Source organism: Thermoplasma sp., from assembly GCF_023256435.1.
Classification (GTDB): domain Archaea; phylum Thermoplasmatota; class Thermoplasmata; order Thermoplasmatales; family Thermoplasmataceae; genus Thermoplasma.
On record NZ_JAGDXM010000049.1, the window covers coordinates 1 to 9,402 of the forward strand.

Below are 9,402 nucleotides of genomic sequence, written 5' to 3' on the forward strand. Positions count from 1 at the left end.
ATGAAGCGTCTTTCTTCATATCCGTAGCAGGTTTAATACCTCATTAGCTTTAATAATTAATAATATAATACATTAGTTATGCATAAAGTTATTGGAATTATGGATTATATCATCCTAAGGTATCTGAGCCCATTCTCTTTTTTTAGTTGATGATATGTGATGAAATATTTATTAGATGCCCGTGAGCTACTTCGCAACTGAATCTTCGAACTTACTTTCAACGAAAGGATTCCTGCCTGTACGGATGTAATTCAAAAAAACCTTATGTCATGGAGTATACCAAAAAGAACCTTGAAAGAGAATTTATAAGCCCATCCACCGAGAAGAGCCAATACATTTTCTCCTTGAGCTCTGAGTTTTATCGTTTCTCTCAAACTTCCAACTTTGCTTATAACACAGTTCGTCGTTAAGAAGTGAATAAATAATATTTTCTCAGGTTAAGTATATTTATCAGCGCCTGAGGTCTTCTATCAGATTGTATTTCAGGTTATCTATGGAAGATGATATGGAAGATATGTACTCATCAAGACTATCCGCAATTTTCAAATTCACTGCATCGACTCTATCAGTTATTGCTGCTGCATCCAGTAAGTCTATAAAATTTTCATTGTCAAAAACTATGTAGGGAACACCCATTTTCTCAAGTTTTCTTATCCCTGAAAGAGCTTTCTGTCTGCGTTTCTGCTCAAGTTTGCTTGGGATTATAACAGCGCTCAGCGTTTCCTTTCCAAGATCTCTCAAACATCCAACAAGATGAATATGCATATCCTGAGAAAACCTGCCACCGAAACCGCTAAGTATTACGAAAGCCACCGCATTCTCTGATAACCTCATGAACATCTGTTCATCTGCCTTACTGCTAGTCCCGCCGTTTAATATTTTTATCGGCCCTGAGGCGTATCTGAGGAAAGGATTTCTTTCAGAATTGAGCGTATATAATGAGATTTTTACCTCTCCGGTTTTATCCGACATTCTACCATCGTATATGTGGCTCTCCTGCATATCTTCTTCAATTATCGCATACGTGTCAACGTTCTTTATCTCTATGGGTCTCATCCTCTTTATAACTCTAAAACCGGCACCCCCGATGGAAACTACCGCAACGTTAGCCTTTTGTCTGTAATAAAGCTCTGCCATGCTCGATCTAAAATCCGTGTTATTTTCAAAAACTTCAAAACGCCTCTGAATATCGATCACCTTCCGTTTCTCCTCTCTATCGTACTGTGCTTTACACCTTCAAATGAGGATAGCTCGCCCATAAGATCCTTCATATTCTTTGATTTCCTCTTCACGAAGTCCAGAAGAAAAACGTCCACGTATTCTCTCACTACGGCACTTATCAGATCTTTTTCTGATTTGAAGAAACCTTTATCTATGACAGTCTTTATAATATTTGCCGTATTATCATCCAGATCCAATTCAAAAGCGCTCTGATTCGGATCCTTCAGCACGGATACTCTTTTGCTTGCGATGTATGACATCACTGCATGCCTTATAAATTCAGATCTGCTGCCAAATTCAGGATATGAGTTCAGAAAATTATCAATCTCATTGATGTCTTCCTCCGATATGCGCAATGTGAGCTTGACATCTTTATTGAGCAATTTCAACTCCTCATAAGAACTATAATATAGTCACTATATTAATTTTTCTACCATGTACTGACATTTGTACATTTTATCGAAAAAATTAATATTTAATTTTTTCATATAAGTATCCTATACGCCCCGCCCATCTTTTTATATAACGATGGTTCAAGTTAATATTTAACGTTTACATACGCCATGTATGACCGATGATTATGAGAAGCTTTTAGAAAAGGCAAAAAATGTCCTTTCAAGTTCAACAAAGAATATCGATCGATTGAAGATTCCAGAACCCGAAATAATCAGGGAAGGCAAGGCCACAATAATTAGAAATTTTCAGGATATAGTTGACATCATAAACAGAGATCCAGAGCATATAATCAAATTCCTCACCAGGGAGTTCGGCACCAATATCGTTCAAAATGGAAGAAGGCTAATTATAAATCGCAAGTTGACGCTGGAGGAACTTCTGGATAAGATGAACGAGTACATCAACACCTATGTCAGATGCTACGAATGCGGTTCACTTGACACTGAGATTCAGAAGTCTGGGAGAATATCGCTACTCGTTTGCAAAGCATGCGGTGCGCAGCACCCCATACATTCCGTAAGGGAAGTAAAGGAAGATGAAACAATAGAAGAAGGCAAGGAATATGTTGTAGAGATAACAGAAGTTGGAAGCTCAGGTGAGGGAAGATCCACATACAAGGGCTATACTATATTCGTGCCTGGGGCAAAGAAGGGTGAAACGGTGAAGGTCAGAATAAAGAAGATAAAGAACGATGTTGCTATCGGTGAGATCATAGATAAACTAAAGCAGGATAGACACTGACCAACATTTGAATATTAGGCAGACAGTTGGATTATTTTTTATCCGATTGTCTTTCCTCCCTGATATTCTTTGGGATATTTATAGGATTCAGATTCTTTAAGAACTCTAGCATCTCTGATCCTGTAATCTCCCTTATGGCAATCGCAACGAGGAAGAAAACAAGAATGAGCAGAAGTGATGATCCGAGCAATTCAATGAAAGGATAAGGCTTTATTATCTTTATTATAAGATAGCCAACCGCGATCTCAGATAATGCCGGGATTATCTGTCTTATTATGCCAATGTTATTTTTTCCCTCCACGCGATAATATAGATAACGATACACTATGTAGTCAGCCAGCGCTGTGAGAAATGATGCGAATACCGTTCCAGCTGGTCCCATTGAAAACCCGGTAAATCCAAAGACTGATCTGGGGACGAACAGGAAGTTTAGCGCTATGTTAGCCAGTATTGAGGGGGTCGTTATCTTTGCTATATTCCAGGTTTTACCGCTTGCTACCACTGCAGAAGTAAAGGGAGAAGTGATGATGGATATGTAATTTCCAAGCGCTACGAAGACCAATATGTCGGAATAGACCCTGTATCCACCACTAAAAATATTGAGGAAGTAGATGGAAAATAAAGAAAGCACGATCACAAAAGGGAGAATAAAGAGAGATACATATCGCTCCAGATCGTAGGAATCATAGGTCATATCTATTTTTTTATATCTTCGTGCTAGTATGGGCAGGAAGAATCCAGTGATTGCACCTGAGAATGAAATCAAAGCCGTTCCGATTATCTGCGATGTATAAAGCGCGCTGGTCGCGTCCGCATGCCAGTAGAACTGTATTATGACCTTGTCTATATTTCCATTTATGGTAGCTATACCGCTTGTTGCGGCCAGAGGTATAGCTACTGCAGCGAAGTACTTTAGCGTTGAGAAGCTTGGCCTCTGAAGATGCCATGGCCTTCCCAGATGCATCATGAAAAGAAAATATATGGTATAGGTTATGGAATAAACAGACGCGATAATAACTGCAACATCTGCGTCCGGAAATCTCCATATCCTAAAATAGTAGAATATTCCTATCAGAATGAAGAATGTATTTCTCAAGATAGCCTCCGTTATTGAAGGAAGTACCTGCCTGTAAGGCGAAAATGTGGAGGTATAGTATGACCTGGGTATCGATAGCAATGTGCCCGAGAAGTAGTACGGTATAAGAGCTATGATCACCCAGTATTCTATTGGATTCTGAAAACCGCGGTGAAGTACGTCCGTCCATACAGTCAGTGCGGAGATAGTTATTATCACAAAGAAAATAGCCAGCAGCAGCTTTACCGCAAAGAATGTACTAGTTGCATCCCTAACATCATAGCCTTCAGACACACTCTTCGTGTATGCAGAACTGAAGCCCAGTTCTGTGGCCAGTGAGAATATGCCGGTGAATCCCATACCAAAGGCCACAAACCCCCAGATTGTTATGCCAATATATCTCGTAATGAAAAAGAGCCCAAGATATCCGGCGATAGCGTTTATGATGTTCGCAGTAACAATGATCGGTGATTTCTGACTAAACAATATTGAGGGTATGTAAAAATAAGAATAAAATTATTTCATGGTTTCAATGGGCTATCGTCTGTGCCTGCTCCCTCAGGAACTGCATCAGATAGTAGTACGAACCTGTACCCTTGCCTGATACGCCGCTCAGCTTCCAACCAACGAATGGCTGAGAACCAACCATTGCACCGGTAGATCCTCCACTCTTCCTGTTTGCATAGAGCACGCCTACCTCTACGTTGTCGAAGTAGTACTGAATCTCCTTCGGATCCTCGGTGAATATTCCTCCCGTGAGACCGTAATCCATGCTGTTTATATCATCTACGGCTTCCTCTATGCTATCGCATTTGAATACGCTCAGAACCGGAAGGAATATCTCATTTCTGGCTATGTATGCGTCTTTTGGAAGATCCGTGACTATGGTTGGTTCTACGTAGAAACCTGGCCTCTTGAGTTCATGTCCACCCGTAAGTATCTTTCCCTTATTGTATTCTGGCTTTAGAGAGATGAATTTTTCATAAGCCTCCTTGTTTATGACAGGATTCAGGAATGTTTCCCTCTTTCTTGGGTCATCTGGCTTTATCTGCTCAGTCCTGGCTTTCAGGCGCTTCATGAATTCGTCATACACATCCTTATGGACGTAGAGAAGTGAGCATGCACTGCATTTTTGACCAGCGAAACCAAAGGCAGCCCTGACTACACCTTCAACGGCCTTATCGAGATCGGCCTTATTTGAAACTATTATGGCATCTTTGCCACCCATTTCAGTTATAACTACCTTCGGTCCGTTATCTATCGATTTTCTCTGGATATCCAGACCAACATCCCTTGATCCTGTGAAGACGATACCCGCAACCTTCTTGCTTTCAACTATGTGTCTTCCGACTATCCCCCCGGATCCTGAAACGTATGCCAGAACCTCCTTCGGAACTCCAGCTTCATGCATCAGACGAACCCATAGATATAGCGAAAGCGGTATATCGCTGCTTGGCTTGAGTATTACGGCGTTTCCTGTTACGAGTGGCCCGGAACTCATTCCAACTCCGATAGAAAAGAAATTGAATGGCGATATCACACCGAAGACGCCATATGGTTTCATGACGCTCATCGATTCTTCGTTTTTGTACGCCTTTCCCGTCAGTTTTATGAATCCCTGGTTCTCTATGAGATTGATCGCGTAGAAACGCATAAAATCTATGGCTTCATCCACATCTCCAATTGCTTCATATCTGTTCTTGCCGTTCTCATAGGTCAGTATTGCCGCAAATTTGAACTTCTGTTCACTGAGCATATCGGCCGCTTTCAAAAACGTCATGGCTCTCTTCATATATCCCAGGTTATACCAGCCTTTGTATGACCGGTGAAGCATCTCTACGGCTCTATTGACAGATTCCTCAGATGCGAGCTGGAAGGTAGCGATCTCGCTTCCATCTATAGGGCTTATATCCTTGATTTTCTTGCTCTCGACAACATCATCAGCTATTATATTGGGATATTCCTTATGGAAAAGAGTTTCAGCCTCCTTCAGAGCCGCCTCATATTTTTTGTGGAACTCCTCTTCTTTGCCTGCTTCCACCATCCTCAGGTATGTGTTTTCGTTTTCGAATGGCATACCATATTATCGCAAAACAATACATATTATTTTGCAGAATGCTAGACACATACTTTCTATATAATTCATTGTAATAGTTTCAATACAGTTTGCGATATAACTATTTAATTAGAGGTTAGGGATTTTGGAGAAGTTGTAATTCTCAACAGTTCTAGCGATGAGATACATGGACTTCCCTCAATAAATAGAAAGATCTATAAATTATCCTTACATATTCTTTGAATCCTCCATGATAATCAAATAGATGATACTTGAGTAAAATCGCTGAGATCCGAATTCATGTCTGTGGATATCACGATATGAGGCTTGTACGGATGTCCGGAAAGGCAGATGTCCCTTCGATGAAAGGAATATCCGAAGCTTCAGCTTAGGAGTAGCTCACTTCCTGACGAGATAGGATCTGAAAGAAAGTCCGCCAATTGAAATGAGAGTGATAAGAGCAATATCATCCTGACAAAGTTTTCTTGGCTCCGTTCGAATGTTCGAGATGGAAATCATTTTGGATCTGAAAAATATATAAGGTTTAAAGCATTGATGAAACATATGGCCTGCGTTAAAGACATCACGTTCAGTGAATTTCATCAGCTTGTTGCAAATAAGAAAAGTTTCATCATAGAACTGTGGGCTGAGTGGTGTCATCCCTGCAAGATGATGGCGCCGTACTTAGAAGAGGCGTGCGAGCAATTGAATGCCTGCTATTTTTACAAGATGAATATCGATGAGAATCCTGAAATCATAGATTTTCTGAATATAAACAGCATACCTAGAGTGATCATGTTTGTTAACGGGGAAAGACAATTTGAACTCAAAGGCCTCCATAAGCTCGAATCTATCATAGATCAGGTATCCAAAATGCCATGTGATTCTGTCTGATGCCGCGGTGATTTATGGGTATTATCAGTGATGAAATCCACATATTCAGAAAGCTATACCCCGTATTCAGGCGGTATCTCAAAGACAGAAAGATTGAACGTGGAGATCATGAATGGAATTATGAAATTGAACGCCATGGAGAGCTTGCTGTCAAGCGATTTATTGAGCTTGGACCTACATTCATTAAGCTGGGTCAGATACTTTCAGCAAGGCCGGATCTTCTTCCAAAAGAATATCTAAAATCGTTTAGGCTACTGCAGGATCGGGTGGATCCTGATCCATTTCCCCTTGTAAAGGAGATTATAGAACGCAACATTGGGCCAATAGACCAGGTTTTCGAATATTTCAATGATGTTGCAATCTCTGGCGCTTCCCTTGGGCAAGTTTATGAGGCAGTTTATAGAGGAAAGAAAGTAGCTGTAAAGGTCAACAGATATAACATCGAGGAAAGGGTTAAGAACGATCTGATAGTGATCAAACATCTCCTAAGACTTGCGAAGGGAAGAATAGATAATTTTCTGTATTTAAGCATAGAGAATGTTCTTGCTGATTTTAACAGACGCATATTTGACGAGATCGATTACAGAAAGGAAGCGTCAAACATGCGTGCCATAGCAGCAAACCTTAAGGAGGAAGATCGAGTCATTGTGCCAGGTATAGTGGAGGAACTTTCAGGAAAGGAAGTTCTGGTCATGCAATACATTGAAGGAATAAAGATAGATGAAGTAAATAAATTAAAATCAGCCGGGATAGATACTAAGGAACTTGCGCTTAGATACGATACAATATTCATGCGCATGCTCCTGAAAAACGACATCTTTCATGCAGATCCGCATCCTGGCAACGTATCGGTAAAACCAGACGGCACAATCATACTGTACGACTTTGGTATGATCGGCCACATAAATGATGAAATGCGATTCAGGCTTCTATCCCTTTACGACGGTCTTCTCAATAGGGATCCGGATGAAATAATAGATGCTCTGATCTCCCTGAATGCCCTATCTCCTGGAGCAAACAGGGGTGTTGTCAGAAAGGGGATAGAATTAGCGATATCAAATTTTTATGGAAGATCGGCGGAAGATCTTGAGATCAGAGAACTGCTCGATGTTGCCAATGATGTTATATTCCAATTTCCATTCAGGCTTCCAAGGGCACTGGTTCTCTATATGAGGATGTCATCGCTCCTAGAGGGCGTGTGCCAGCAGCTTGATCCTGATTTCAAATTCATCAGGGTACTGCAGAAGCTGCTCTACGATGAAGGCCTCATTCAAACCCTGTATAAGCAGCAGCTTAAGAATTTCCTCTCAGACACGTTAAGATCAATGGAGAAAGCCGTTCAGATCGTACCTTTGATGAAGAGAAAGCTGGAGAGCGAAGAAGAGATTGAAAAACCCAGAAGCGATTACAAAATTCCTGCCTCTATTTTTCTGGGATTCCTTCTTGTGTCATTTTTCCTTGAGATCCAGAACAGGCCTTTAATATTCATTCCATTAATAGTCGTGGACTCCATAGCATTCATTTATATAATGATAAGAAAATGATGGTAAAATAAATAATGATTCTTTTCACTCGATTTCTACTGTCTTTATGTCTTTGGCTTTCATTCTGACGGTGAGAACTCCGTCCTGATATTTAGCAGAAATACTGGATTGTTCAACATCTACCGGCAGGCGCACAACCTTGAAGACCTTGTCTACCCTTTGATCGAGATAGACTGATTTATACTCCCTCTTTCGTTCTGCCCTTATGGTAAGCACGTTTTTATCAACGGTTACCCGTATGTCCTTCTTGTCGAAGCCTGCCATCTCAGCTTCCAACACAAGATCTTCTCCATCCTGATACATCGTCACAGGTGGATAGATGAATGATGATACTTCCTTCACCGTGTTTGAGACATTTTTCAGCATCTCATTTGTAAAGAATCTAACTGGTGAATACATAATTTATTAAATACCAACTGATATATAAGCATTGATTCCTACAGCAGCTACATTGTTCAAAATCATATCAGGACAGCATTTACATAAATGAAAGATTACGATACCGTGATCCTTTATTCGCCATAGATGATAGAGGGCAAATTGAGATCATAGAATGCCTGTTGTTCGCCATAGTAAGCAACCAGCTTATAGGAATAACTGGCATTAAGCATGGACTGCTGATAAGAGGGCACGATCGTGAAGTTTATCCAATTGGATCCGGCTGTGTACGACTTCACTGACCATATGAAACCATTGAGATTTCCCAAATATCCATAAGGCAAAAATCTGAATTCCAGGGGGATTGGATGTTCACCCGTATATGAAACATTGACATTCATCCCGATAACGTAGTCTGAGGTTCTGTTGATATTTGAAACGGAAGATATTGAGAATTCGCTGTGCTCATGCATAGGAACCGCTATAATAGCTGCCACAGCTACGAACACCATGGAGTAGGTGATTATCCGTTTGAGACCAATCCTGAAGCTCTTATTGGCGTCTCTGCCCCTTAGATATGGAAGAAATGCAAAGGCAATGAAGGGCCAGAATATGAGGTAATTGTAGAGATCTCTGAAATTGAAAAAGAATATGAGAAGCGGAAAGATCAGGAATGTGTATTTCATCGTTTCAAAATGTCTTATGTATATGAATAAGAAAAAGAGTATCGAGAAGACAAACATTATGGCAAAATATAGCGGTTCAAGCGAATAGTAGCCGGCTATGCTGATGATGCTTATTCCCTGTCCGACACCGATCAGCTGTGCTGTTTCAGGGGATAGAATGGATGAAATGAATAAATGCGGATTCGATATGATGAAACTTATATTTGTGATTATGAAGACGGTAGCAGAGATCAGAAGATATTCGACAGCAGTTCTGATCCCCCTCTCACGATAGACGAAATAAAGCAGAAAGGGTAAAATAATCCATGGTATCTGCTTTATCGATGTTGATAAGCCATACAGAAGGGCGGA

8 protein-coding genes and 1 pseudogene are annotated in these 9,402 nt (G+C 40.6%); 3 read left to right on the forward strand and 6 right to left on the reverse strand.

Annotated features, from left to right (window positions below; genetic code table 11):
• Positions 1 to 450 precede the first annotated feature (450 nt).
• The gene (locus Q0C15_RS06745; protein WP_297217591.1) at positions 451 to 1,197 is read right to left on the reverse strand and encodes a hypothetical protein; all 747 of its coding nucleotides are present in this window, start codon (positions 1,195 to 1,197) and stop codon (positions 451 to 453) included.
• Complete coding sequence (locus Q0C15_RS06750) at positions 1,194 to 1,604, reverse strand: ribbon-helix-helix domain-containing protein (RefSeq protein WP_297217592.1); 411 nt, start codon at positions 1,602 to 1,604, stop codon at positions 1,194 to 1,196. Before Q0C15_RS06750 ends, Q0C15_RS06745 begins: the two co-directional genes overlap by 4 nt.
• A gap of 184 nt (positions 1,605 to 1,788) precedes the next feature.
• On the opposite strand from Q0C15_RS06750, the gene Q0C15_RS06755 reads away from it, so the two are divergent.
• Positions 1,789 to 2,418 (forward strand): translation initiation factor IF-2 subunit beta, encoded by a 630-nt coding sequence (locus Q0C15_RS06755; RefSeq protein WP_297217595.1) that lies wholly within the window; start codon positions 1,789 to 1,791, stop codon positions 2,416 to 2,418.
• A gap of 31 nt (positions 2,419 to 2,449) precedes the next feature.
• Here Q0C15_RS06755 and Q0C15_RS06760 read toward each other — a convergent pair whose 3' ends face one another.
• Both Q0C15_RS06760 and Q0C15_RS06765 read right to left on the reverse strand, forming a co-directional pair.
• Positions 2,450 to 3,979: an oligosaccharide flippase family protein gene (locus tag Q0C15_RS06760; protein WP_297217597.1), complete on the reverse strand. Its 1,530-nt coding sequence runs from the start codon at positions 3,977 to 3,979 to the stop codon at positions 2,450 to 2,452.
• A 43-nt stretch (positions 3,980 to 4,022) separates the two neighbouring features.
• Positions 4,023 to 5,570 carry an aldehyde dehydrogenase family protein gene (locus Q0C15_RS06765; RefSeq protein ID WP_297217599.1) on the reverse strand — a complete coding sequence of 516 codons (1,548 nt, stop codon included), beginning with the start codon at positions 5,568 to 5,570 and terminating at the stop codon, positions 4,023 to 4,025.
• Positions 5,571 to 6,113: 543 nt separating this feature from the next.
• Here Q0C15_RS06765 and Q0C15_RS06770 point away from each other — a divergent pair.
• On the forward strand, positions 6,114 to 6,443 hold the full coding sequence (locus tag Q0C15_RS06770) for a thioredoxin family protein (protein ID WP_297217602.1): 330 nt from the start codon (positions 6,114 to 6,116) through the stop codon (positions 6,441 to 6,443).
• Between the two features lie 14 nt (positions 6,444 to 6,457).
• On the forward strand, positions 6,458 to 7,987 hold the full coding sequence (locus Q0C15_RS06775) for an AarF/ABC1/UbiB kinase family protein (RefSeq protein WP_297217603.1): 1,530 nt from the start codon (positions 6,458 to 6,460) through the stop codon (positions 7,985 to 7,987).
• Between the two features lie 24 nt (positions 7,988 to 8,011).
• Here Q0C15_RS06775 and hsp14 read toward each other — a convergent pair whose 3' ends face one another.
• Complete coding sequence (gene hsp14 / locus Q0C15_RS06780; RefSeq protein ID WP_297217605.1) at positions 8,012 to 8,386, reverse strand: archaeal heat shock protein Hsp14; 375 nt, start codon at positions 8,384 to 8,386, stop codon at positions 8,012 to 8,014.
• A 113-nt stretch (positions 8,387 to 8,499) separates the two neighbouring features.
• Positions 8,500 to 9,402, reverse strand: a pseudogene (locus Q0C15_RS06785) (hypothetical protein); the annotation flags it as partial.